Source organism: Caenispirillum bisanense (assembly GCF_039523075.1).
GTDB classification, from domain to species: domain Bacteria; phylum Pseudomonadota; class Alphaproteobacteria; order Rhodospirillales; family Rhodospirillaceae; genus Caenispirillum; species Caenispirillum bisanense.
In genome coordinates this window covers 237351-260938 of the sequence record NZ_BAAAEP010000001.1, presented here as the reverse complement: position 1 = coordinate 260938, position 23588 = coordinate 237351, and the positions used below count along the sequence as shown (strand labels likewise).

Sequence of the window (23588 nt, the reverse complement as noted above, 5' to 3'; positions counted from 1 at the left end):
TCCCGATGGTGATGTTACAGGCGCACCAGATGCACGTCGGTCAGCGGCTTGCGGCGCTGGTCGGCCTGGAAGGTCCGACGTAGCGCGATTCGGGCCGCTTCCGCCACTGCCTCGTCGTTGCGGCGGTCGTCGGGGCTGAGGCGGCGCAGGGCGGTCATCACCACCTCCACCAGCACGCTTTCGTCCTCGTCCTCGTCGGGCTCGAACAGGCCGTGGGTGGTGACCAACGGGTCGGCCAGCAGCTTGCCGCGGGCGTCCATGACGATGGTGATGACGGCGGCGCCGTTCTGCACCATGCGCTTGCGGTCGCGCAGGATCTCGCTGTCGATGGGCACGATGCGGTCGCCGTCGAGCACCAGCCGCCCGGTCGGCACATGGCCCAGCACTTCCGCCTCGCCGGGGCCGATGTGGACGATGCCGCCGTTCTCGTTCACCACCACCTGCTGCACGCCGCATTCGCGGGCCAGCTTCTCGTGTTCGTGCAGGTGGCGGCGCTCGCCGTGGACCGGGATGGAGATCTGCGGCCGCAGGTAGCCGTACATCTCGCGCATCTCGTCCTGCGCCGGATGGCCGGAGACGTGGATGAAATGCTCGCGGTCGGTGACGATCTCGCAGCCGAGCCGCACCAGCTGGTTCTGCAGCCGGAAGATGGCGCGCTCGTTGCCCGGAATGACGCGGGACGAAAACAGCACCACGTCGCCGCGCCCGAAGCGCACCGAGGGGTGGGACTGCCAGGCGATGCGGTTCAGCGCCGCCCGCGGCTCGCCCTGGCTGCCGGTGCAGATGTAGAGCACGCGGTTGTCGGGCAGGTTGGCGGCCTCGTCGGCCTCCAGGAAGTTGAGGCTCTCGCTCAGGTAGCCGGTCTTGCGGGCGACATCGACGATGCGCCACAGGCTGCGGCCGACCAGACAGACCTCGCGGTGATTGTCGCGGGCGGCGTTGATGATGGTCACCAGCCGCGCCACGTTGGAGGCGAAGCAGGCCACCGCCACCTTGCGGTCATAGCGGCCGATGAGCTGCGCCAGGCTGTCGCGCACCGCGCCCTCGGACCCGGAATGGCCGGGGTTCATGACGTTGGTGGAATCGCACACCACCGCCAGCACGCCCTCGTCGCCCAGCGCCTTCAGGCGGGCGATGTCGGCATCGCGGCCGACCACCGGCTCGGGGTCGAGCTTCCAGTCGCCGGTGTGGAAGATCATGCCGTAGGGGGTGCGGATGGCCAGGCCGTTGGGCTCGGGGATCGAGTGGGTGAGCGACACGAACTCGATGTCGAACGGGCCCAGCTCGATGCGGCCGCCCAGCGGCACCACGTTCAGCGGCACCTCGCCCAGCAGCTCTTCTTCCTGCAGCTTGGTTTCCAGGAAGGTGGCGGCAAAGGGCGTGGCGTAGACCGGGCACTTCAGCCACGGCCACAGGTAGCCCACGGCGCCCAGGTGGTCTTCGTGGGCATGGGTGATGACGATGCCGAGCAGGTCCTTGGCGCGGTCCTCGATGAACGACGGGTCGGGCATGACCACATCCACGCCCGGCACGCTGTCGTCACCGAAGCTGACGCCCATGTCGACGATGATCCACTTGCCCTCGCACCCATAGAGGTTGAGGTTCATGCCGATCTCGCCCGAACCGCCGAGCGGGACGAACCACAGCTCGTTGCGCGGCGTGAAGTCCTTGTCGTTGTTGTTGGTCACACTCTTCCCTTGACGTTTCTGCGGTGGATTTCAAGAAGGCCCCGAAGGGTCAGATCCTGGTCGAGATGGTGGATCGCATCGGTCGCTTCCATGAACAGCGGCGCCAGGCCGCCCGTCGCCACCACGGTCATGGCGGCTCCCATTTCATCGCAGATGCGGCGCACCAGCCCTTCGATCAAGCCCACGTAGCCCCAGTAAACGCCGGACTTCATCGCCGGCACGGTTGATTTGCCGATCACCGACTTGGGGCGACCGACGGCAATGCGCGGCAATTTCGCCGCCGCCATGTGCAACGCTTCCAGCGACAGATTGATGCCGGGCGCGATGGCGCCGCCCAGATAGTCGCCGTTGGCCGCCACCACGTCGAAGGTGGTGGCAGTGCCGAAATCAATGACGATCAGCGGCCCGGGATAGCGGGCATGGGCCGCGACCGCGTTCACCAGCCGGTCCGCCCCCACCTCCTCCGGCCGGTCGAGGCGGATGGTGAGGCCAAGGTCGACGCCCGGCTCGCCGATCACCAGCGGCTCGCAGTCGAAGTAGCGGCGGCAGACGCTTTTCAGCGTGAAGACATTGGCCGGCACCACGGTGGCGATGATGGCCGCCTTGATGTCCGCCGGCGTGATCCCGGCGGTGCCGAGCAGCAGGGTCAGCCACACGCCGTATTCGTCGGCGGTGCGGTCGGTGGCGGTGGAGGCGCGCCATTCGCCCTTCACCTCGTCGCCGTCGAACACGGAAAAGACGGTGTTGGTGTTACCGGAATCGATGGCGAGCAGCATCAGCCCTCTCCCGTCGGCGTGGGGGTCGCAGGGGGCGCGGGCGGCGGCTTCGGGCCGAAGAACACGTCGCCGGCCAGGATGCGGCGGGTGGAGCCGTCGGCCAGCCGCAGCACCAGGGCGCCGTCGGCATCCAGGGCGGCGAAGGTGCCGGGCAGCTCCTGCCCGTCCGCCAGCCGCGCCGTCACCGGCCCGCCGACGCCATGGGCGGCGCTCAGCCAGCGGTCGCGCACGACGCCGAAGCCCTCCGTCCGCCAGCGCACCAGCCACGCCGCCAGCGCCTCGGCATAAAGCCCGAGCAGGTCGAGCGGCGCCACGGCCACCCCTGCCCCCGCCAGGGTGGCGGTGGGATAGAGGGCGGCGGCGGCGGCCGGGGCCTGCGCCAGATTGACGCCGGTGCCGACGATGACGAACCCGTAGCCGGGCGGCTCGCTGGGTTCGAAGCAGGTCTCCAGCAGGATGCCGGCCAGCTTGCCGTCGCCCAGCAGCAGGTCATTGGGCCACTTGAGCGCGATGGGCAGGCCGGGGGCGAGCGCCGTCAGCGCCTCGTGCATGGCGACGCCGACCACGAAGGCCAGCTGCCCGGCCTCGCCGTAGGCGCCGCCCACCCGCACCAGCGTGGAGCAATAGAGGTTGCCGGAGGGGCTGTCCCACGCCCGGCCGCACCGGCCGCGGCCGGCGGTCTGGACGTCGGCCTGGACGATCAGCCCTTCATCGCAGGACGCCGCGGCCGCCGGCGCGAAGCCGCCGGTCCCCGCAGACGCGGCACCGCCTCTCCGGTCGGAGAGGCGGCGTAGTTCCGCGTTGGTGCTGTCGAGCGTCGCGTGGGACGCCAGCCGCCACCCTGGCGGCAGCACGGGTTGAGACAACGGTCGCCTCTCCTCGCCGCCGCCGCAGGGATCAGCCGCCGACGGCGAACAGCGAGGCCGCCGCCGCTTCGGCCGCGCCGAGGATCGGCGACGGGTACAGGATGAACAGCGTCACGAACAGGCCGCACAGGCCGAGGATGGCACTGGTGGCGCGGCTCGGACGATCGAAGGGCTCCAGCGCCTCGTCGAAGTACATCACCTTGATGATGCGCAGGTAGTAGAAGGCGGACACCACGCTGGTGAGCACGCCGATCACCGCCAGCGCGTACATCTCGGCCTGAATGGCGGCCAGGAAGACGTACAGCTTGCCGAAGAAACCGGCCAGCGGCGGGATGCCGGCCATGGAGAACATGAACACCGCCAGCCACAGGGCCATCATCGGGTGCGTCTTCGACAGGCCGGCCAGGTCCGAGATGTTCTCGGTGGCGCGGCCCTTCTGGCGCATGGACAGGATGACGGCGAAGGTGCCGACGTTCATGAACAGGTAGATAGCCAGGTAGATGAGCATGCCGCGCACGCCCTCCTGGTCCGCCACCGTCAGGCCGATCAGCGCATAGCCGACGTGACCGATGGAGGAATAGGCCATCAGGCGCTTGATGTTGGTCTGCGTGATGGCGGCGAAGGAGCCGATGAACATCGACAGCACCGCCACCAGCCACACCACCTGCTGCCACTGGTCCGCCATCTCGGCGAAGGGGCCGAGCAGCACGCGGGCCATCAGCGCCAGCGCCGCCACCTTGGGGGCGATGGCGAAGAAGCCGGTGACCGGAGTGGGGGCGCCTTCATAGACGTCGGGCGTCCACATGTGGAAGGGCGCCGCCGACACCTTGAACGACAGGCCGGCGAGCATGAACACCAGGCCGACCAGCATGCCGGTGGGGGCATGGCCGTGCGACAGCAGCTCGGCGATGCCGGCGAAGCTGGTGGTGCCGGAGAAGCCGTAGACGAAGCTCATGCCGAACAGCAGCAGGCCGGAGGCGACCGAGCCGAGCACGAAGTACTTGAGGCCGGCTTCCGTCGACCGCAGGTTGTCGCGGTTGTAGGCGGCGATCACGTAGGCCGACAGCGACTGCAGTTCCAGGCCGACGTAGAGCGACATCAGGTCGTTGGCGCTGACCATCATCAGCATGCCGAGCGTCGCCAGCATGATGACGATGGAATACTCGAACCGGCCGAGCTTCTCCGCCTCCAGCCACTGCAGGGCCATGATGAGGGTGAAGACGGCACCGGCCAGGATCAGCACCTTGGAGAACACGGCGAAACTGTCGAAGATCAGCGCGCCGTTGAAGGCCGTCTGGTCGGGTTCGCCGGTCACCACCAGCACGGCGGCGACGACGAAGGTCGCGACCGTCAGCCAGCCGACGGTGCGGGTGCTGTCCCCCTTGCTGAACACGCCGAACATGAGCAGGGCCATGGCGGCGACGGCCAGCAGCAGCTCCGGCAGGAAGGCGCTCAGGTTAAGAGCCGAGGTCATTGTCATGCGTCTCCCTCACGTCCTCAGCGCGCGGCCAGCGGCAGGCTGCCGGCGGCCTGGAGGGCCGTCTGGTACTTGGTGATCAGGTTTTCGACGGACACCGCCATGGGGTCGAGGAAGCTGGACGGGTAGATGCCCATCCACAGCACCATCACCACCAGCGGCGCCACGATGGCGATCTCGCGCTTGCTGAGATCGAGCATCGCCTTGACGTCCTCGCGCTCCAGCTTGCCGAAGATGATCTTGCGGTAGAGCCACAGCATGTACATGGCGCCCAGGATCAGACCGGTGGCGGCCAGCAGGGCCACCCAGGTGTTGACCTGGAACACGCCGACGATGATCAGGAACTCGCCGACGAAGCCGGCGGTGCCGGGCAGGCCGACCGAGGCCATCATGAACACCATGAACACCAGCGCATAACGCGGCATGACGTTGGCGACGCCGCCGTAGCGCTCGATGTCGCGGGTGTGCAGGCGGTCGTAGACGACGCCGACGCAGAGGAACAGCGCGCCCGACACGATGCCGTGCGACAGCATCTGGAAGATGGCGCCTTCGACGGCCTGCTGGGTCATGGCGAAGATGCCGATCGTCACCATGCCCATGTGGGCGACGGACGAGTAGGCGATCATCTTCTTCATGTCCTGCTGCACCAGCGCCACCATGGAGGTGTAGATGATGGCAACCACCGACAGGGTGTAGACCAGCGGCGTGAACAGTTCCGTCGCTTCCGGCAGCATGGGCACCGAGAAGCGCAGGAAGCCGTAGCCGCCCATCTTCAGCAGCACGCCGGCCAGGATGACGGAGCCGGCGGTCGGCGCCTCGACGTGGGCGTCCGGCAGCCAGGTGTGCACCGGCCACATGGGCACCTTCACCGCGAAGGAGGCGAAGATGGCCAGCCACAGCCAGATCTGCATGCCGTAGGCGAAGTCGGTGGTCATCAGGGTGGCGATGTCGCTGGTCCCGGCATGGAAGTACATGGTCAGGAAGGCCAGCAGCATCAGCACCGAGCCGAGCAGCGTGTAGAGGAAGAACTTGAACGCCGCATAGACGCGGCGGGCGCCGCCCCAGACACCGATGATGATGAACATCGGGATCAGCACGGCTTCGAAGAAGATGTAGAACAGGAAGGCATCCAGCGCGCAGAACATGCCCACCATCATGGTCTCCAGGACCAGGAAGGCGATCATGTATTCCTTCACGCGCTTGGTCACCGCCTCCCAGCTCGACAGGATGCAGATGGGCGTCAGGAAGGTCGACAGCAGGACGAAGAACAGCGAGATGCCGTCGATGCCCATGCTGTAGCTGATGTTGAATGCCGGCAGCCACTCCGCCTTTTCGACGAACTGGTAATCGGCGGTGGTCGGGTCGAAGCCCACCCACAGGAACAGCGACAGGATGAAGGTCGCCAGCGAGGTCAGCAGCGCCACGTTGCGGGCGTTGGCGGCCACCTGGGCCTCCTGACCGCGCACGAAGAGGATGAACCCGGCGCCGACCAGCGGCAGGAACGTGATGATCGTCAGAAGCGGCAGATCGCTCATCGCAGGGTCATCCCTTGATCATGTACCAGGTCACGAAGGCGAACAGCCCCGCGATCATGAAGAAGGCGTAGTGGAACACATAGCCCGACTGCATCTTGGACAGGCGCTGCGCCACTCCCTTGGCCGCGGCGGCAATGCCGTCGGGGCCGACACCGTCGATGAGCGCACCGTCACCCGACTTCCAGAAGCCGCGGCCGAGGTACCAGGTGGGCCGCACGAACAGGAAGTCGTACAGCTCGTCGAAGTACCACTTGTTCAGCAGGAAGCGGTGCACCGGGGCGAAGGTCGAAGCCAGCGCCTTGGGGATGCCCGGAGCGAACATGTAGAACACGTAGGCCATGGCGATACCGGCGGCGCCGACCAGGGTCGGGGCCAGCGGCACCCAGCCCGGGACGTGGTGGGCCGCTTCGATGGCGCGGAAGCCGCTCTCGGCGATGGACGCGCCCCAGAAGGCCACCATGTCGCCGCCGACGAACATGTCGTAGCCGACCCAGCCGGCAAACACCGCACCGACCGCCAGCACCATGAGCGGCACGGTCATGACGGCCGGGCTCTCGTGGATGTGGCTCATGACGTACTCATCGGCGCGCGGCTTGCCGTGGAACACCAGGATGAGCAGGCGCCAGGAGTAGAAGGCGGTCATGAAGGCGGCGGCGATGCCGATCCAGAAGGCGAACATGCCGACGCCGGAGTGGGCGCCATAGGCCGCTTCCAGGATCATGTCCTTCGAGAAGTAGCCGGCGAAGAACGGCACGCCGGCCAGCGCGAGGGAGCCGATCCACATCATGGCGTAGGTGAGCTTGATATGCTTCCAGATGCCGCCCATCTTGCGGATGTCCTGCTCGTCGGACATGGCGTGGATCACCGAGCCGGCGCCGAGGAACAGCAGGGCCTTGAAGAAGGCGTGGGTCATCAGGTGGAAGATGGCGGCCTGGTAGGCCGACACGCCGATGGCGAAGAACATGTACCCGAGCTGCGAGCAGGTCGAGTAGGCGATCACGCGCTTGATGTCGTTCTGCACGCAGCCGACCGTGGCGGCGAAGAAGGCCGTCAGGGCACCGATGATGGTGACCAGCATGAGGGCCGTCGGCGCCAGCTCGAACAGCGGCGACATGCGGGTGACCATGAACACACCGGCGGTCACCATGGTGGCGGCGTGGATCAGCGCGGAGACCGGCGTCGGGCCTTCCATGGCGTCCGGCAGCCAGGTGTGCAGGCCGAGCTGGGCCGACTTGCCCATGGCGCCGATGAACAGAAGGATGGCGATGATGGTCAGCGCGTGCCACTCGATGCCGAAGAACACCACCGAGGTCTCGGCGAATTCCGGCACCCGCTCGAAGATCTCGGTGAAGTTCACCGTGCCGAACAGGAAGAACACGCCGGCGATGCCGAGCGCAAAGCCGAAGTCACCCACGCGGTTGACCAGGAAGGCCTTCATGGCCGCCGCATTGGCCGACTGCTTGTGGTACCAGAAACCGATCAGCAGGTAGGAGGCGACACCCACCCCTTCCCAGCCGAAGAACAGCTGGATCAGGTTGTCGGCCGTCACCAGCATCAGCATGGCGAAGGTGAAGAACGACAGGTAGGCCTGGAAGCGCGGAATCGACGGATCGTGGTGCATGTACCCGATGGAGTACACGTGCACCATGAACGACACCCAGTTGACGACGATCAGCATGACCGCCGTCAGGGTATCGATGCGCAGGGCCCACTTGGCGTCCATGCCGCCGGAGCTGATCCAGGTGAACAGTTCCACCACGACCAGCTTGTTGTCGCCCATCGCGACGTCGAAGAAGATGAAGACGCTGAGGATGGCCGCGATGCCGACACCCATGACGGTGACGATCTGGGCCCCCCGGTCGCCGAGGATGTGGCGGCCGAAACCGGCGATGATGGCGCCGAGAAGCGGCAGGAAGATGGCTGCGACGTACATCGGTGCCCCTTAGCCCTTCATCTGGTTGATGTCTTCGACTTCGATCGAGCCGCGGTTGCGATAGAACACCACGACGATCGCGAGGCCGATGGCCGCTTCCGCAGCCGCCACGGTGAGCACGAACATGGTGAACACCTGGCCCGCCAGATCGCCCAGGAAGGCGGAGAACGCGACCAGGTTGATGTTGACGGCGAGCAGCATCAGCTCCACCGACATCAGGATGATGATCACGTTCTTGCGGTTCAGGAAGATACCGAAGATGCCGAGCGTGAACAGGATCGCTGCGACCGTGAGGTAATGTCCGAGTCCGACGGCCATCAGATGCCCCTCCCCGACTCAACCTTCTTCACTTCAAGCGTATCGGACGGCTGGCGCGCGAACTGGCGGGCAACCTTCTGCCGCTTGGTGTTCGGGCTGTCGCGATGGGTGAGCATGATGGCGCCGATCATGGCGACCAGCAGGATCACGCCCGACGCCTGGAAGAAGTAGACGTAGTTCGTATAGATGATGTGGCCGAGCGCCTCGGTGTTGGTCAGGCCCGAGGCGTCCTCCACCGGCACGGCGCGCAGCGCCTGAACCTCCGGCGTTAGCGCCCAGCCGCCCCCCACCATCACCAGCTCCGCCAGCAGCACGCCGCCGATGGCCAGGCCGATGGGCATGTAGGTCTGGAAGCCTTCGCGGAAGTTCAGCGTGTTCAGGTCGAGCATCATGACCACGAACAGGAACAGCACCGCGACGGCGCCCACGTAGACCACCACCAGGAGCATGGCCAGGAACTCGGCGCCCAGCAGGACGAACAGGCCCGCCGCGTTGAAGAACGCGAGGATGAGCCACAAGACCGAGTGGACGGGGTTGCGGGCGAAGATCACCAGCACGGCGCTGATGACCGCGACAACCGCAAACAGATAGAAGGCAAACGTGGCGATAATCATCGACCCCCCTTCCCGGCGGCTCCGGGAGCCCGCTCCTTAACCATGATCAGTCCCGTCTCTTTTGTTTTCGTGCATCCGGCGGCTGGACCCTGTGTCGGGCCTCAGCGATACGGCGCGTCCAGTTCCAGGCGCTTGGCCAGCTCCGGCTCCCAGCGGTCGCCGTTGGCCAGCAGGCGCTCCTTGTCGTAGAGCAGTTCCTCGCGGGTTTCGGTGGCGAACTCGAAGTTCGGACCTTCCACGATGGCGTCCACCGGGCAGGCTTCCTGGCAGTAGCCGCAGTAGATGCACTTGGTCATGTCGATGTCGTAGCGGGAGGTGCGGCGGCTGCCGTCCTCGCGCGGTTCGGCCTCGATGGTGATGGCGAGCGCCGGGCAGATCGCCTCGCACAGCTTGCAGGCGATGCAGCGCTCTTCGCCGTTCGGGTAACGGCGCAGCGCGTGCTCGCCGCGGAAGCGCGGGCTGAGCGGCCCCTTCTCCATCGGGTAGTTGATGGTCACCCGAGGCTTGAACATGTACTTGAACGAGAGCGCCATGCCCTGGAGCATTTCCAGCAGCAGGAAGGCGCGTGCCGTCCGGTCGATGAAGCCCATCGCAGTCACACTCCTCGGATCACTTCGGCAGGTTGTCGGTGAACAGCAGCACGCCGGCGGTCAGCACGACCCAGATGCCGGAGAACGGCAGGAACACCTTCCAACCCAGCCGCATGAGCTGGTCATAGCGATAGCGCGGGAAGGCGGCGCGGGCCCAGATGAAGACGAACAGGCACAGCGCGATCTTCAGCGCGAACCACACGATCCCCGGCACCCAGGTGAACGGCGCCACCTCGAACGGGGGCAGCCAGCCGCCCAGGAACAGGATGGTCACCATCCCGCTCATCAGGATCATGTTGGCGTATTCGCCCAGGAAGAAGAGGGCGAAGGTCATGGCCGAATATTCGACGTTGTAGCCGCTCACCAGTTCCGCTTCCGCTTCCGGCAGGTCGAACGGGTGGCGGTTGGTCTCGGCCAGGGCCGAGATGAAGAACAGCACGAACATCGGGAAGTGGGGGATGAAGTACCACATCCCTTCCTGCTGCGCCCGCACGATGTCCGACAGGTTCAGCGACCCGGCCGACAGCAGCACCGAGATGATGATCAGGCCGATCGACACCTCGTAGGAGACCATCTGCGCGCTCGACCGCATGCCGCCCAGGAAGGCGTACTTGGAGTTCGAGGCCCAGCCGGCCATGATGATGCCGTAGACGCCCAGCGACGAGATGGCGAACAGGTACAGCACGCCGACGTTGATGTCGGCCAGCACCCAGCCCTCGTTGAAGGGGATCACCGCCCAGCCGATCAGCGCCAGGATGAAGGTCAGCATCGGCGCCAGGATGAACACCGCCCGGCTGGCACCGGTGGGGATCACCGTTTCCTTCAGGAACAGCTTGGCGCCGTCAGCCAGCGGCTGCAGCAGGCCCCACGGGCCCACCACGTTGGGGCCGCGGCGCAGCTGCATGGCGCCGATGACCTTGCGCTCGGCATAGGTGAGGTACGCCACGGCCAGAAGCAGCGGCAGGACAATGGCGACGATCTGCAGGATGATGATCGCGCCCGGCCAGATGTAGCCTTCCCAAACCTCAGTCATGGGTCCCCGTCTTCTTCTGGTCGTTGCCGTTGATGTACACGTCCGTGCACTCAGCCATGGTCTTCGACGCGCGGCTGATCGGGTCGGTCATGTAGAAGTTCTCGATGGGCAGCGCGAAGGCCTTGGAGGCATTCATCGCCGCATCGCTGCCGAAGCTCTTCCACTCCGCCGGCGTCACCGCGTCCACCGCCGCGAACACCGGGTTGGCGGCCGCCAGGCGGTCGCGCAGCTGAGCCAGCGAGTTGTACGGCAGGGTCTTGCCGAGCACGTCCGACAGCGCCCGCAGGATGGTCCAGTCTTCGCGCGCCTCGCCGGGCGGGAACACGGCCAGGCGGGTGCGCTGGACGCGGCCCTCGGTGTTGACGTAGGTGGCGTTCTTCTCGGTGTAGGCGGCACCCGGCAGGATGACGTCGGCGCGGTGGGCGCCGCGGTCGCCGTGGGAGCCCTGGTAGACCACGAAAGCCTTGCTGCCCAGGCGCTCGCCGGCGATCTCGTCGGCGCCGTGCAGCCACACCACGTCGATGTCGCCCTTGGCGGTGGCCGAGACGATGCCGCGGGTGTCGAGACCGCCCTCGCCCGGCGCGAAGCCGAGGTCGAGGCCGCCGACGCGCGACGCCGCCGTGTGCAGCACGTTGAAGCCGTTCCACTCCGCCGACACCACGCCGGCCGCCTCGGCCAGCTTGCGGCAGGCGCCCAGCACGGCGGCGCCGTCGTCCCGGATGAGCGCGCCGGCCCCGATCAGGATCATCGGCTTGCGGGCGCCCTTCAGCACGTCGAGGAACGGCAGCTTGCCGTCCGCCAGATCCTGCAGGGTGGCCGGGCCGGTGCCCAGGTGCTCATAGCCGTAGGTCAGGTCGACGGCCTGGCCGATCAGCGCCACCTTGAAGCCGCCGGCCAGCCAGCGCTTGCGGATGCGGGCGTTGACCACCGCCGCTTCCCACCGCGGGTTGGCGCCGACGATGAGCAGGGCGTCGGCATCTTCGATGCCGGCCAGGGTGGAGTTGAACAGGTAGCTGGCGCGCACCGCCGGGTCCACCTGCATGCCGTCCTGGCGGCAGTCCAGGTGCGGGCTGCCGAGGGCCGTCATCAGGTCCTTCAGCGCCATCATCGACTCGCAGTCGGCCATGTCACCGGCGATGGCGGCGATGCGGCTGCCCGGCACGCCGGCCAGACGGTCGGCGATGGCCTTGAACGCCTCCGCCCAGGTCGCGGGCTTGAGTTTGCCGTCGGCGCCACGCACATAGGGAGTGTCGAGGCGGCGCGCCAGCAGGCCGTCGACGGCATGGCGGGCCTTGTCGGAGATCCACTCCTCATTCACGTCATCATTGACGCGCGGCAGCACGCGCATGACCTGCGGACCGCGGCTGTCGATGCGGATGTTCGAGCCGACGGCATCGAACACGTCGATGCTCTCGGTCTTCTTCAGCTCCCACGGGCGGGCGTGGAAGGAGTACGGCTTGCTGGTGAGCGCACCCACCGGGCAGAGGTCGACCAGGTTGCCGGACAGTTCCGTATGCAGGGCCTGCTCGACGTAGTTGGTGACTTCCATGTGCTCGCCACGGCCCGTCGCGCCCATCTCCGGCACGCCGGCCACTTCAGTGGAGAAGCGGATGCAGCGGGTGCAGTGGATGCAGCGGGTCATCTCGGTCTTGACCAGCGGACCGAGGTACTTGTCGGTGACGGCGCGCTTGGCCTCGGCATAGCGGCTCTTGTCCGCGCCGAAGGCCACCGCCTGGTCCTGCAGGTCGCACTCGCCGCCCTGGTCGCAGATCGGGCAGTCGAGCGGATGGTTGATGAGCAGGAATTCCATCACGCCCTTGCGCGCCTTCAGCGCCATCGGGCTGTTGGTCTTCACCGTCATCCCCTCGGCCACCGGCATGGCGCAGGAGGCCGCCGGCTTCGGCGGGCCCGGCTGCACTTCCACCAGGCACATGCGGCAGTTGCCGGCGATGCTCAGGCGCTCGTGGTAGCAGAACCGCGGGATTTCGATCCCCAGTCGCTCGGCGGCCTGAAGGATCGTGGTACCCGGCTCGACCTCGATCTCGATCCCGTCGATCGTCAGCTTAGGCATGGAAGCTCACGTCCCCTCGTTCAGGCCGCGGCGCCGGCGGCGGCGCGGTTGCGTTCCAGGATGCGGGCCTCCATCAGCGGACGGAACCGCCGGATGAGACCCTGGACCGGCCACGCGGCCGCGTCACCCAGGGCGCAGATGGTGTGTCCTTCGATCTGCTTGGACACGTCGAACAGCATGTCGATTTCCTCGACGCTCGCCTCGCCGCGGGCCATGCGCTCCATCACGCGCCACAGCCAGCCGGTGCCCTCGCGGCACGGCGTGCACTGGCCGCAGCTTTCGTGCATGTAGAAGCGCGACAGGCGGGCGATGATCTTGATCAGGTCGGTGGACTTGTCCATGACCATGATCGCCGCGGTGCCGAGGCCCGAGCCGACGTCGCGCAGGGAGTCGAAGTCCATCAGCACGGTGTCGCAGGTGGCCTTGTCGAGCACCGGCACCGACGAGCCGCCGGGGATGATGGCGAGCAGGTTGTCCCAGCCGCCGCGCACGCCGCCGGCATGCTTCTCGATCAGCTCCTTCAGCGGGATGCCCATTTCCTCTTCCACGTTGCACGGATTGTTCACGTGGCCGGAAATGCAGAACACCTTGGTGCCCGAGTTCTTGGGCCGGCCGAGGCCGGCGAACCAGGCGCCGCCGCGGCGCAGGATGGTGGGCACGACGGCAATCGACTCGACGTTGTTCACCGTCGTCGGGCAGCCGTACAGGCCGACACCGGCCGGGAACGGCGGCTTCAGGCGCGGCTGGCCCTTCTTGCCTTCGAGCGAGTTGATGAGCGCCGTTTCCTCGCCGCAGATGTAGGCGCCGGCGCCGCGGTGGACATAGCACTCGAAGTCCCAGCCGGAGCCGCAGGCGTTCGGCCCGATCAGGCCGGCTTCACGGGCTTCGGCGATGGCGTGCTCCAGGTGCAGGGCTTCCTGCACGAACTCGCCGCGGATGTAGATATAGCAGGCGTGGGCGCCCATGGCGAAGGAGGCGATCAGGCAGCCTTCGATCAGCTTGTGCGGATCGTGGCGCATGAGGTCGCGGTCCTTGCAGGTGCCCGGCTCGCCCTCGTCGGCGTTGACCACGAGGTAGTGCGGCCGCTCGCCGACTTCCTTCGGCATGAACGACCACTTGAGGCCGGTCGGGAAGCCGGCACCACCGCGGCCGCGCAGGCCCGAATCCTGCACTTCCTTGATGATGGCCTCACGGCCTCGCTCCAGCAGCGCCTTGGTGCCGTCCCAGTCGCCGCGGGCGCGGGCACCGGCAAGGCGCCAGTCGTGGAAGCCGTAGAGGTTCGTGAAGATACGATCCTGGTCGCGCAGCATCAGCCTTCTCCCACGGGCTTGGAGCCGATGGTGGTCAGAGTGGTCGGACCACCGGCCGGCTCGGAGGCATGCCGCCCGTTCTGGGGACCGGGCTTCGGCGTCTCGCCGCGCTTCAGCGCGTCGATGATCGCCTTCATGCTGTCCTTGTCGAGGTCTTCGTAATAGTGATCGCCGATCTGGATCATCGGCGCATTGACGCAGGCGCCCAGGCACTCGGCCTCGGCCAGCGAGAACTGGCCGTCCTTGGTGGTCTCGCCGACGCCGATGCCCAGATGCTCGCTGCAGGCCGACACGATGGCGTCGGAGCCGCGCAGCATGCAGGCGACGTTGGTGCACACCTCGATGTGGTGCTTACCGACCGGGGCCAGCTTGTACATGGTGTAGAAGGTGGCCACTTCGTACACGCGGATCGGCGGCAGCGACAGCATTTCGGCGATGGCATCCATCGCCGCCTTGCTCACCCAGCCTTCCTGGCGCTGCGCGAGGTCGAGCAGCGGCATGGTGGCGGAACGCTGCCGGCCCTGCGGGTACTTGGCGATGATGGCCTGGGCCTTCGCCATGTACTCGTCGGTGAAGGCGAAGGTCGCCGGCTGTTCGAAGTCCTGGTTGGCAGCTGCACTCATCGATCGATCTCACCGAACACGACGTCAATGGAGCCGATGATCGCGGGGATGTCGGCCAGCATGTGTCCCTTGGCCATCATGTCCATGGCCTGCAGGTGGACGAATCCGGGGGACCGGATGTAGCAGCGGTACGGACGGTTGGTGCCGTCGGCCACCAGATACACCGCGAACTCGCCCTTCGGCGCCTCGGTGGCGAAGTAGGTCTCGCCCGGCGGCACGTGGAAGCCCTCGGTGAACAGTTTGAAGTGATGGATCAGCGATTCCATCGACTTCTTCATTTCCGGCCGCTTCGGCGGAGTGACCTTGTTGCTCTGCACCCGCACCGGGCCCGGCTTCATCTTGTCCAGGCACTGCTCGATGATGTTGAGCGACTGGCGCATTTCCTCGACACGGACCAGATAGCGGTCGTAGCAGTCGCCGACCTTGCCCACCGGAATGTCGAAGTCGATCATGTCGTAGGCGTCGTAGGGCTGCGCCTTGCGCAGGTCCCAGGCGATGCCGCAGGCGCGCAGGTTCGGACCGGTGAAGCCCCAGTCCAGCGCCTGGGCCTGCGTCACCACGCCGATGTCGACGGTGCGCTGCTTGAAGATGCGGTTGCCCGTGATCATGGTTTCCATGTCACGGATGTAGTCGCGGAATTCAGGCACCCAGCGGCGGATCTCGTCTTCCAGGCCGGCCGGCAGGTCGAGGGCGACACCACCGGGGCGGAAGTAGTTGGCGTGCATACGAGCGCCGGAGGCGGCGTCGTAGAACTCCATGATCTTTTCGCGCTGCTCGAAGCCCCACAGCATGGGGGTCATGGCGCCGACGTCCATGGCGTAGGACGTGACGTTGAGGATGTGGTTGCCGATGCGGGTCAGTTCCGCATAGAGCGTGCGGATGAACTTCGCCCGCTCCGGCACCTCGACGCCCAGCAGCTTCTCGACCGCGAGCACCCAGGAGTGCTCCATGTTCAGCGGCGAGCAATAGTCCAGGCGGTCGAAGTAGGGGCCGGCCTGCAGGTAGGTCTTGTACTCGATCAGCTTCTCGGTGCCGCGGTGCAGCAGGCCGACGTGCGGATCGGCGCGCTCCACCAGCTCGCCCGACAGCTCAAGCACCAGGCGCAGCACGCCGTGCGCCGCCGGGTGCTGCGGACCGAAGTTGATGTTGAGGTTCTTGATCTCGGCTTCGGCCATTTCAGCTCTTCCCCTTCTCGCCCAGCTGCACCTGGTTCGGCTGGGTCGCCTTCTCGTCGCCCGGCAGACCGTAGGGGTGGGTCATGCCTTCCCACGGCGACAGGAAGTCCCACGAGCGGAAGTCCTGCACCAGCTTCACCGGCTCGTAGACCACCCGCTTCTGCTCGTCGTCGTAGCGCAGCTCGACATAGCCGGTCAGCGGGAAGTCCTTGCGCAGCGGGTGCCCCTCGAAGCCGTAGTCGGTGAGGATGCGGCGCAGGTCGGGGTTTTCGGCAAAGATCACGCCGTACATGTCCCACACCTCGCGCTCGAACCAGCCGGCGGTCGAGAACACCGGCACCACCGTCGGAACGGCGGTCGCCTCGTCGGTCGTGACCTTCACGCGGATGCGCTGGTTGTGCTTCATGCTCAGCAGGGCGTAGACCACCTCGAAGCGCTCCTCGCGCTCGGGGTAGTCGACGCCGCAGATGGCGACCAGCTGCTTGAACATGCAGTTGCTGTCGTCGCGCAGGAAGCTCAGCACCTTCACGATGGCGCTGCGCAGCACGGAGACGATCAGCTCGCCCTTCTGCACTTCGGTGGTCACGACGTCCTGCGGGAACTGCGCGGCGACATATTCGCCGAGGTCCCGCAGCGCCTGGATCTGTTCGTCCGTCTGGATCATGTCCTCGCCGGTCCTCAGCCTTTTTAGCGCAGCAGCGAGCCGGTGCGCTGGATCTTCTTCTGCAACTGCAGGATGCCGTAGACGAGCGCCTCGGCGGTCGGCGGACAGCCGGGCACGTAGACGTCGACGGGCACGATGCGGTCGCAGCCGCGCACCACGGAGTAGCTGTAGTGATAGTAGCCGCCGCCGTTGGCGCAGCTGCCCATGGAGATCACCCAGCGCGGCTCGGCCATCTGGTCGTAGACCTTGCGCAGGGCGGGGGCCATCTTGTTGCACAGCGTGCCGGCCACGATCATCACGTCCGACTGGCGCGGGCTCGGCCGCGGCACGACGCCGAAACGGTCCAGGTCATAGCGCGGCATGTAGGCGTGGATCATCTCGACCGCGCAGCAGGCCAGGCCGAAGGTCATCGGCCACAGGCTGCCCGTGCGGGCCCAGTTGACCAGCGAATCGACGCTGGAGAGGATGAAGCCCTTCTCGGTCAACTCCTGCTGCACACCCTTGATCAGGGCATCCTGATCGGCGCCGGGAGGAATGCCGACGCCGGCGGGGCCGGAGAAACCGGGGCCGCTGTGGTTGCTCACTCCCATTCCAGGGCTCCCTTACGCCACTCATAGATAAAGCCGATGGTCAGCACGCCGAGGAACACCATCATCGACCAGAAGGCAAACTCGCCCACCGCCCCGAGGGTGACGGCCCAGGGGAACAGGAAGGCGATTTCCAGGTCGAAGATGATGAACAGGATCGCCACCAGGTAGTAGCGGACCTCGAACCGGTTGCGCGCGTCCTCGAAGGCCTCGAAGCCGCACTCGTAGGCCGAGTCCTTCTCGACGTCGGGACGCTGGCGGGCGACCACATAGGACGCGCCGACGGCGACCGCCGAAATGACGATAGCGATCCCGATGAAAATCAGGATCGGCAGATATTCCCGGAGCAGATCCTCCATGGCGTTCGCTCCTGCGCTCCCAACTCTGTCGGCGGCTGAGTACCCGGCGGGCTTTGTCGCGGCGTGATAGGATCCGGTCCTTTGCGACGCCAGCCGGAAAGGCGGGTAGGGCGTCGATCGTGACGGAGATTGTCCGATGGATGTACCCCGGTCAGGACGACCTGGGTCGAAATCGGGAACGCCGCGCTTGGGCTGACCGCGTAACGCCTCCGTGCCTTGTTCAGACCGGCCGCGGTCCCCGCCCGCCGGCCCCCATATAGGGCGTCGGCAGCCGGTGTCCAGTACCACCCGACCGGGTGGACCCCCCGCGGAATGCGGTGATCTAATCCGCGGCCCTGACTCAAGTCAAGAGAACAAGCCCGTTGACAACCAACTTTCTGCACTGCCGAAATCAACCCGTTTCGACGCCTCCGCGTACTCCTTTCGGAAGTGCGCATGGGCAGCCGCTGCGGCGGCCCGTCGCGTCGAGCACAGCGGGTCGCCCCTGCGGCTGTCCCCCCTGAAACCAGCGGACCGAGAGGCCCCTGTTCCGATGCCAGCCCGCACCGTCAACCGCACCATCCCCTACCCGCCCGACCGGCTGTTCGACCTGGTGGCCGATGTGGAGCACTACCCGCAGTTCGTGCCCAACTGGGCGGCGGCGCGCATCGTCCGCCGGCTGCCGGACGGCTACCAGACCGACCAGATCATCCGCTTCGGCCCGCTGCGGGAGGAGTTCATCACCGAAACCCACCTGCACCGGCCGCAACGCATCACCGTGACGGCCGTCAAAGGGCCCTTCGACCACCTGCAGATTCTCTGGAGTTTCATGCCGGTGGCGGAGGGAGCGTGCCATATTGAGCTGACCGTCGACTTCGAGCTGCGCTCGCGCGCCCTGCGCGCCGTCAGCCAGATCATGGCCGGCGACAGCCCGGAGCGGCTGGTGCATGCCTTCGAGGAACGCGCCCGCCACGTCTACGGGCCGCCCGAGGCGGCAGCCATGGCGGCCGCCCTGGCCGCCACCGCAGCCGCCCACGGCGAAAGGCCGTGAGCATGGACAGGCAGAGAGAGACCGTCGCCTTGACCGACCCCTACGCCGGCGTCGCCGATACCCGCCAGCCCCTCGGCACCTCCCGCCCCTACCCGCTCTCCCCCGCCGCCGCGGCCAGCGCCACTGCCGCCGCCGGTCGCGGCGACGGCCGGACCGGGGCGGCACCGGCGGAGGCCGGCGGGGTGCCGGATTACCTGCGCGACACCTATACCTGGGCCTACCTCAGCCGCTTCGGCACCCGCTTCTTCGACAAGCCGTGGGTGGTGTCGGCGATTCTGTGGGGCAACGCCCGCCGGCTGATCCGCACCGTGGCGGCGGAGATGCAGCCGGGGTGGCGGGTGCTCCAGCCGGCCTGCGTCTACGGCGACTTCTCCCTGCGCCTGGCCGATGCGGTGGGGCCCGACGGGCAGCTGGACGTCTGCGACATCGCCCCGATCCAGGTCGCCCTCACCCGCCGCAAGCTGGCGGGGGTGCGCCATGCCAGCGTGCGGCGCGAGGATGCCGCCGTGCCCGGCAAGGGACCCTACGACGCCGTCACCTGCTTCTTCCTGCTGCACGAGGTGCCGGAGGACTACAAGCGCGCCATCGTCAACAACATGCTGGCGGCGGTGCACGACGACGGGCCGGTGATCTTCGTCGACTATCACCGCCCGGCCGGCTGGCATCCGCTGAAGCCGATCATGGCGGTGGTGTTCAACCGCCTGGAGCCCTTCGCCCGCGCCCTGTGGACGCGCGAGGTGCGCGATTACGCCGACGCCGCCGACGACTGGACCTGGGACAAGCGCACCCTGTTCGGCGGCCTCTATCAGGTGGTGATCGCCCGCCGCCGCTCCACCGGCGCCCCCTGAGGCGCCCGCAGCCGCCGCCGCGACCCGCCCCTCTGGGGGCGAGTCGGGCCGGCGCGCTCCCTCTCCTGCCCGACCGCCACCCGACACCGCCCCCGCCCCTTCGGCGACGGTCGCCGCGGCTCCCTCCGGCGCCGGGCGCGCCCCGTCCGCCGGCCGGATGCCGCCCTTCCCCACCCGCCGGGGCCGGTCGCACCGGCAGTATGGGCCTACGCCCCACACCTCCGGGTGGGATCCCCCTCCGCCACCCTGTTGCGCAGCCCCCGGCGGGGCGGCGGAGCGCCCTCGCCGTCGCTTCCAATACCCATGAAATTTGTGTGATGCAGACCTGCGAGGGGCGAGAAAGCGTTCAAGCGGATCATCATTTTGCTAAGGTGGTTGCCCTGATCGAGGCATGCCAACGGAGGTGAGTGCATGGACGTGATCAAGACCGACGTCGCCATCATCGGCGCCGGCGGGGCCGGCCTGCGTGCCGCCATTGCCGTCGCCGAGAGCGATCCGGGCCTCGACGTCGCGCTGGTGAGCAAGGTTCTGCCCATGCGCAGCCACACCGTGGCGGCCGAAGGCGGCGCCGCCGCCGTCATCAAGGAAAACGACAGCCTCGAAAACCACTTCCTCGATACCGTCTCGGGCGGCGACTGGCTGTGCGACCAGGACATCGTGGAGCTGTTCGTCAACCAGGCCCCGCACGAGATGTACCAGCTGGAGCACTGGGGCTGCCCGTTCTCCCGCGATGCCGACGGCCGCATCGCCGTGCGCCCGTTCGGCGGCATGAAGGTGGAACGCACCTGCTACGCGGCGGACAAGACCGGCTTCCACCTGCTGCACACCCTGTTCCAGACCTCCATGAAGTACCCGCAGGTGACGCGGTACGACGAGTTCTTCTCGGTCGACCTGATCGTCGACGAAGGACGCGTGCGCGGCCTGCTGGCCATCGAGATCCGCACCGGCCGCATGGTGGCCTTCGTCGCCAAGGCGGTGATCATCTGCACCGGCGGCGCCGGCCGCGTCTTCCCCTTCACCACCAACGGCGCCATCAAGACCGGCGACGGCATGGCCATGGCCTACCGCGCCGGCGTGCCGCTGAAGGACATGGAGTTCGTCCAGTACCACCCGACCGGCCTGCCCGGCACCGGCATCCTGCTGACGGAAGGCTGCCGCGGCGAGGGCGGCATCCTGACCAACAAGGACGGCTACCGCTACCTGCAGGACTACGGCCTCGGCCCCGCCGACCCGTGGCCGCGCAAGAAGGCCATGGAGCTGGGGCCGCGCGACCGCCTCAGCCAGGCCTTCTGGCACGAGCAGCAGAAGGGCCGCACCATCAAGGGGCCATACGGCGACGTCGTCTACCTCGACATGCGCCACCTCGGCGAAAAGAAGATCAACGAGCGCCTGCCCTTCGTCCGCATGCTGGCCACCAACTACGTCGGCGTCGACCCGGTGAAGGATCCGGTGCCGGTGCGGCCGGTGGTCCATTACACCATGGGCGGCATCGACTGCGACATCGACACCGCCACCGCCCTGCCCGGCCTCTACACCGCCGGCGAGGCCTCCTGCCTGTCCATCAACGGCGCCAACCGCCTGGGGTCCAACTCGCTGACGGAGCTGCTGGTGTTCGGCCGCCGCGCCGGCGAGTTCGCCGCCCGCTACGTGCGCGCCGAGGCCGGCCGCGGCGCGACGGAAACCAGCATCGCCCACCTGGCCGACAGCCTCGCCGCCCGCGTCACCGGCCTGCTGGAGGAGCGCCACGGCACCGAAAGCCTGGCCGGCCTGCGCAAGGAAATGACCTCCACCATGGAGGACGGCTGCGGCATCTACCGCACCGAAAGCACCCTGCTGGAGACCGTGGGCAAGCTGGCCGCCCTGCGCGAGCGCTACAAGCGCGTCCACGTCACCGACAAGAGCAAGGTGTTCAACACCGAGCTGCTGCACGCCCTGGAGCTGGGCAACATGCTGGAGGTGGCGCAGGCCATGGCCCACGCCGCCCTCGACCGCAAGGAGAGCCGCGGCGCCCACCAGCGCCTGGATCACCCCAAGCGCGACGACGTCACCTACCTGAAGCATTCCATCGCCATCCGCGGCGACGGCGGCGCGCCGCCGCGCGTCGAGTACAAGGACGTGGTCATCACCAAGTCCCAGCCGGCCGAACGTGTCTATGGTGGAGCCGCCCAATGACCGAACGGATGATCGAATTCGAGGTGCTGCGCTACCGCCCGGACACCGACCCCGAACCCACCTTCCAGACCTACCGCGTCGCCTGCCAGGAAGACTGGGTGGTGCTGGATGCGCTGAACCACATCAAGGACACCATCGACGGCACCCTGAGCTATCGCTGGAGCTGCCACATGGCCGTCTGCGGCTCGTGCGGCATGCAGGTGAACGGCGAGCCCAAGCTGGCCTGCAAGGCCTTCGTGCGCGACTACGGCAGCCGCATCCGGGTGGAGCCGCTGGCCACCTTCCCCATCGAGCGCGACCTGGTGGTCGACATGGACGACTTCGTCGACAAGCTGCAGTCGGTGAAGCCGTGGATCGTGCGCGAGGATGATGCCAAGGTGGCGGCCGGCGAGACGGAATACCGCCAGCAGCCGGCGCAGCTCGCCCGCTACCGCCAGTTCAGCATGTGCATCAACTGCATGCTGTGCTACTCCGCCTGCCCGCAGTACGCCCTGAACCAGGACTTCATCGGCCCGGCCGCCCTGGCGCTGGCCCACCGCTACAACCTGGACAGCCGCGACCAGGGGGCCGCCGAGCGCCGCGACGTGGTGGCGAGCCACGCCGGGGTGTGGGACTGCACCTTCGTCGGCCAGTGTTCCGTCGTCTGCCCCAAGGACGTGGACCCCGCCGCCGCCATCCAGCAGGGCAAGATCGCGGCGACCACCGATTTCTTCCTCGGCATGCTGATGCCCAAGAAGGGAGGCAAGTGACATGGCGACGCCCCGCAAGCCCTTCGCCCGCCCGTGGCATAACGACTGGTGGCTGCACAAGCGGTCCTACGCCCTCTACATGATCCGCGAGCTGACCTGCATCGCGCTGGCGCTCTATGCCGCTGTGGTGATCTACGGCCTCGGCCGGCTGGCCGACGGGCCGGAGGCGTGGAACGCCTTCGTCGCCGCCCTGCGCGGCCCCGGCTTCGTCACCTTCCACCTGGTGGCGCTGGTGCTGATGCTCTACCACACCGTCACCTGGTTCCAGCTGACGCCCAAGGCCATGCCGGTCATGCGCGGCGACGAGTTCCTGCCCGGCCGCTACATCATCGGCGCCCACTTCGCCGCCTGGGCGGTGGTGTCGCTGATCGTTCTCGTCATCGCGGGGGTGTGAGCCATGGCGCGATCCAAGTCCAAGCCCATCTTCTGGGGCCTGTTCGCCGCCGGCGGCACCGTCGCCGCCTTCCTGGCGCCGGTGATGATCCTGCTGACCGGCTTCCTGCTGCCGCTCGGCGTGTTCGGGCCGGAGGCCTTCTCCTACGACCGCATGCAGGCCTTCGCCGGCAACTGGTTCGGCAAGCTGGTGCTGTTCGGGGTGCTGACGCTGTTCCTGTGGCACTTCGGCCATCGCATGCGCGTCACGCTGCACGACCTCGGCATCCACAACAAGGGGCTGGCGGTGGTGGTGTGCTACGGCCTCGCCGGCATCGGCACCGTGTGGGCGCTGGTCACCCTGCTGAGCATCTGAGCCTGGGGCCGGAGAGGGTGCGGGATGGTGCCGCCACGGCGCCGTCCCGGCCCGCCGGCGTCACCCAGCCAGGGTCACTCCGCCGTCGACACGGGAGCCGCCGCCGTCACGACGGCCGGCCGCTGGCGACCAGATGCAGCAGCGCCGCCCGCCGCGGCAGGTTGGCCACCTCCACGCGGGCGGAGAAGATGCCGCCGGTGTTGATGTTGCGGACGGTTTCAATGCCCGGCCGGTCCAGCAGCCCTTCCAGCACCACGCCGGGCCGGGCCGCTTCCTCGCAATCGGTCAGCAGGCTGCAGTAGCCGCTGTCGACCTCCACCAGCATGAGCCTGCGGCGGGCATTGACGGCGATCACAACTCCCAGCATGACGCCACCTCCTGGGCCTGATGCGCATCCTGCCCAGTGTGGTGCCGCAGCACCG

At 67.4% G+C, this 23588-nt stretch carries 24 protein-coding genes; 6 read left to right on the top strand and 18 right to left on the bottom strand.

All coding sequences use genetic code 11. The annotated features are described in order from the left end of the window. Window positions 1-14: 14 nt before the first annotated feature. The 17 genes from ABD056_RS01240 to ABD056_RS01160 form a co-directional block, all read right to left on the bottom strand. Complete coding sequence (locus ABD056_RS01240) at window positions 15-1688, bottom strand: ribonuclease J (RefSeq protein WP_343863612.1); 1674 nt, start codon at window positions 1686-1688, stop codon at window positions 15-17. Then, entirely contained in the window at window positions 1685-2464 is a 780-nt protein-coding gene (locus ABD056_RS01235; RefSeq protein WP_343863610.1) for a type III pantothenate kinase, read from the bottom strand. The genes ABD056_RS01240 and ABD056_RS01235 overlap by 4 nt, the downstream gene beginning before the upstream one ends. Beyond that, window positions 2464-3330 carry a biotin--[acetyl-CoA-carboxylase] ligase gene (locus ABD056_RS01230; protein ID WP_343863609.1) on the bottom strand — a complete coding sequence of 289 codons (867 nt, stop codon included), beginning with the start codon at window positions 3328-3330 and terminating at the stop codon, window positions 2464-2466. Before ABD056_RS01230 ends, ABD056_RS01235 begins: the two co-directional genes overlap by 1 nt. Before the next feature lie 31 nt (window positions 3331-3361). After that, window positions 3362-4810: an NADH-quinone oxidoreductase subunit NuoN gene (gene nuoN / locus ABD056_RS01225; protein ID WP_343863608.1), complete on the bottom strand. Its 1449-nt coding sequence runs from the start codon at window positions 4808-4810 to the stop codon at window positions 3362-3364. Between the two features lie 17 nt (window positions 4811-4827). Continuing rightward, on the bottom strand, window positions 4828-6342 hold the full coding sequence (locus tag ABD056_RS01220; RefSeq protein WP_343863606.1) for an NADH-quinone oxidoreductase subunit M: 1515 nt from the start codon (window positions 6340-6342) through the stop codon (window positions 4828-4830). Between the two features lie 7 nt (window positions 6343-6349). Further along, window positions 6350-8275, bottom strand: a complete 1926-nt coding sequence (nuoL, locus tag ABD056_RS01215; RefSeq protein ID WP_343863604.1) for an NADH-quinone oxidoreductase subunit L — start codon at window positions 8273-8275, stop codon at window positions 6350-6352. Window positions 8276-8284: 9 nt separating this feature from the next. Beyond that, on the bottom strand, window positions 8285-8593 hold the full coding sequence (gene nuoK, locus ABD056_RS01210; protein WP_343863602.1) for an NADH-quinone oxidoreductase subunit NuoK: 309 nt from the start codon (window positions 8591-8593) through the stop codon (window positions 8285-8287). Beyond that, window positions 8593-9207, bottom strand: coding sequence for an NADH-quinone oxidoreductase subunit J (locus ABD056_RS01205; protein ID WP_343863600.1), 615 nt, complete (start codon window positions 9205-9207; stop codon window positions 8593-8595). Before ABD056_RS01205 ends, nuoK begins: the two co-directional genes overlap by 1 nt. A gap of 101 nt (window positions 9208-9308) precedes the next feature. Beyond that, window positions 9309-9797 carry an NADH-quinone oxidoreductase subunit NuoI gene (nuoI, locus tag ABD056_RS01200; protein ID WP_343863599.1) on the bottom strand — a complete coding sequence of 163 codons (489 nt, stop codon included), beginning with the start codon at window positions 9795-9797 and terminating at the stop codon, window positions 9309-9311. A gap of 19 nt (window positions 9798-9816) precedes the next feature. Then, entirely contained in the window at window positions 9817-10830 is a 1014-nt protein-coding gene (gene nuoH / locus ABD056_RS01195) for an NADH-quinone oxidoreductase subunit NuoH (protein ID WP_343863598.1), read from the bottom strand. Further along, a complete protein-coding gene (gene nuoG, locus ABD056_RS01190) occupies window positions 10823-12901 on the bottom strand; it encodes an NADH-quinone oxidoreductase subunit NuoG (RefSeq protein ID WP_343863596.1) in 2079 nt (692 codons plus the stop codon). Before nuoG ends, nuoH begins: the two co-directional genes overlap by 8 nt. A gap of 20 nt (window positions 12902-12921) precedes the next feature. After that, window positions 12922-14211, bottom strand: a complete 1290-nt coding sequence (gene nuoF, locus ABD056_RS01185; protein ID WP_343863594.1) for an NADH-quinone oxidoreductase subunit NuoF — start codon at window positions 14209-14211, stop codon at window positions 12922-12924. Next, window positions 14211-14834 (bottom strand): NADH-quinone oxidoreductase subunit NuoE, encoded by a 624-nt coding sequence (nuoE, locus tag ABD056_RS01180; protein WP_343863592.1) that lies wholly within the window; start codon window positions 14832-14834, stop codon window positions 14211-14213. The genes nuoF and nuoE overlap by 1 nt, the downstream gene beginning before the upstream one ends. Further along, on the bottom strand, window positions 14831-16009 hold the full coding sequence (locus ABD056_RS01175) for an NADH-quinone oxidoreductase subunit D (protein ID WP_343863590.1): 1179 nt from the start codon (window positions 16007-16009) through the stop codon (window positions 14831-14833). Before ABD056_RS01175 ends, nuoE begins: the two co-directional genes overlap by 4 nt. Before the next feature lies 1 nt (window position 16010). Then, on the bottom strand, window positions 16011-16673 hold the full coding sequence (locus ABD056_RS01170; protein ID WP_343863588.1) for an NADH-quinone oxidoreductase subunit C: 663 nt from the start codon (window positions 16671-16673) through the stop codon (window positions 16011-16013). Between the two features lie 23 nt (window positions 16674-16696). After that, window positions 16697-17263 carry a NuoB/complex I 20 kDa subunit family protein gene (locus tag ABD056_RS01165; protein ID WP_343863586.1) on the bottom strand — a complete coding sequence of 189 codons (567 nt, stop codon included), beginning with the start codon at window positions 17261-17263 and terminating at the stop codon, window positions 16697-16699. Continuing rightward, window positions 17254-17619, bottom strand: a complete 366-nt coding sequence (locus ABD056_RS01160) for an NADH-quinone oxidoreductase subunit A (protein WP_343863584.1) — start codon at window positions 17617-17619, stop codon at window positions 17254-17256. Before ABD056_RS01160 ends, ABD056_RS01165 begins: the two co-directional genes overlap by 10 nt. Window positions 17620-18151: 532 nt before the next feature. Here ABD056_RS01160 and ABD056_RS01155 point away from each other — a divergent pair. The 6 genes from ABD056_RS01155 to frdD all read left to right on the top strand — a co-directional run bounded on the left by ABD056_RS01155 (window position 18152) and on the right by frdD (window position 23166). Beyond that, window positions 18152-18649: a type II toxin-antitoxin system RatA family toxin gene (locus tag ABD056_RS01155; RefSeq protein WP_343863582.1), complete on the top strand. Its 498-nt coding sequence runs from the start codon at window positions 18152-18154 to the stop codon at window positions 18647-18649. Window positions 18650-18651: 2 nt separating this feature from the next. After that, window positions 18652-19497 (top strand): rhodoquinone biosynthesis methyltransferase RquA, encoded by an 846-nt coding sequence (rquA, locus tag ABD056_RS01150; RefSeq protein ID WP_343863580.1) that lies wholly within the window; start codon window positions 18652-18654, stop codon window positions 19495-19497. A gap of 411 nt (window positions 19498-19908) precedes the next feature. Next, entirely contained in the window at window positions 19909-21669 is a 1761-nt protein-coding gene (frdA, locus tag ABD056_RS01145; protein WP_343863578.1) for a fumarate reductase (quinol) flavoprotein subunit, read from the top strand. Next, a complete protein-coding gene (locus tag ABD056_RS01140; RefSeq protein ID WP_343863576.1) occupies window positions 21666-22418 on the top strand; it encodes a succinate dehydrogenase/fumarate reductase iron-sulfur subunit in 753 nt (250 codons plus the stop codon). The genes frdA and ABD056_RS01140 overlap by 4 nt, the downstream gene beginning before the upstream one ends. Before the next feature lies 1 nt (window position 22419). Further along, window positions 22420-22812 (top strand): fumarate reductase subunit C, encoded by a 393-nt coding sequence (locus ABD056_RS01135; RefSeq protein WP_343863574.1) that lies wholly within the window; start codon window positions 22420-22422, stop codon window positions 22810-22812. Between the two features lie 3 nt (window positions 22813-22815). Continuing rightward, window positions 22816-23166 (top strand): fumarate reductase subunit FrdD, encoded by a 351-nt coding sequence (gene frdD / locus ABD056_RS01130; RefSeq protein ID WP_343863572.1) that lies wholly within the window; start codon window positions 22816-22818, stop codon window positions 23164-23166. 106 nt (window positions 23167-23272) lie between these two features. Here the strand turns inward: frdD and ABD056_RS01125 are convergent, their stop codons facing one another. Next, window positions 23273-23533, bottom strand: a complete 261-nt coding sequence (locus ABD056_RS01125; RefSeq protein WP_343863570.1) for a hypothetical protein — start codon at window positions 23531-23533, stop codon at window positions 23273-23275. Window positions 23534-23588 lie beyond the last annotated feature (55 nt).